A 1,233-nucleotide genomic window follows, 5' to 3' on the forward strand; every position below is an offset into this window, starting at 1 on the left:
TCGTCACCGCCACCGCCGGCACCACCGACGCCGGACTCATCGACCCCCTCCACCACATCGCCGACCTCTGCGAGCGCTACGGCGCCGACCTCCACATCGACGCCGCGTACGGCGGCCTCCTCACCCTCAGCCCCCGCCACCGCGACAAACTCGCCGGACTCGGCCGCGCCCACTCCCTCACCATCGACCTGCACAAACTCGGCTGGCAGCCCGTCGCCGCAGGACTCCTCGCCGTCCCCGACAGCGCCCTCCTCGCCCCCCTCGCCCACCAGGCCGACTACCTCAACGCCACCGACGACACCGAAGCCGGCCTCCCCGACCTCCTCGGCCGCTCCCTGCGCACCACCCGGCGCCCCGACGCCCTCAAGATCGCCACCACCCTGCGCTCACTGGGCCGCGACGGCCTCGCCCGCCTCATCGACCGCACCTGCGCACTCGCCCAGCACCTCGCCGCACTCCTCGACGCCCACCCCGGCTTCGAACTCCACTCGGCCCCCACCATCAGCACCGTCCTCTTCCGGCCCACCCACGCCGACGACGCCCGGCTCGCCACCCTGCGCCGCACCCTCCTGCACCAAGGCCGCGCCGTCCTCGGCCGCACCCACGCCGACGGCCGCCTGTGGCTCAAAGCCACCCTGCTGAACCCGCACACCACCGCGGGGGACCTGGACACCCTCATCGCCCTCCTGGAAGGCAGCACCCACCGATGACCGCCCAGCTCGATGCCCCCCACGACCTCGTCGGAATCGGCATCGGCCCCTTCAACCTGTCCCTCGCGGCCCTCGCCCACGGCCTGCCGCAACAAGGCGCGGGCGAACTCGCCACCGCCTTCTACGACCAGCGCCGGGACTTCCGCTGGCACCCGGGACTCCTCATCGAAGGCTCCACCCTCCAAGTCCCCTTCCTCGCCGACCTCGTCACCCTCGCCGACCCCACCAGCCCCTGGAGCTTCCTCAGCTACCTCAGGCACAAGGAACGGCTCTTCCCCTTCTACTTCGCCGAGCAGTTCCACATCCACCGCGCCGAATACGACGCCTACTGCCGCTGGGTCGCCGGCCGCGTCCCCGGACTCCACTTCGGCCACCAGGTCGACGCCGTCCGCTGGAACCCCGAACGCGACCTCTTCGAAGTCGACTTCACCCAGCTCGACGCCGACGGCGAAGCCGAAGCCCTCGGCCGCACCTACACCCGCCACCTCGCCCTCGGCATCGGCACCGCCCCCTACATCCCCGA

At 71.9% G+C, this 1,233-nt stretch carries 2 protein-coding genes; both read left to right on the plus strand.

What is annotated here, in order from left to right:
• Positions 1–710 (plus strand): pyridoxal phosphate-dependent decarboxylase family protein (locus PV721_RS43450; RefSeq protein ID WP_319734406.1); only part of this gene is annotated, 710 nt, incomplete at its 5' end.
• Positions 707–1,233 (plus strand): SidA/IucD/PvdA family monooxygenase (locus PV721_RS43455; RefSeq protein ID WP_319734408.1); only part of this gene is annotated, 527 nt, incomplete at its 3' end. The genes PV721_RS43450 and PV721_RS43455, both read left to right, overlap by 4 nt.

It is taken from the genome of Streptomyces sp. MB09-01 (genome assembly GCF_033794505.1).
GTDB lineage: Bacteria > Actinomycetota > Actinomycetes > Streptomycetales > Streptomycetaceae > Streptomyces.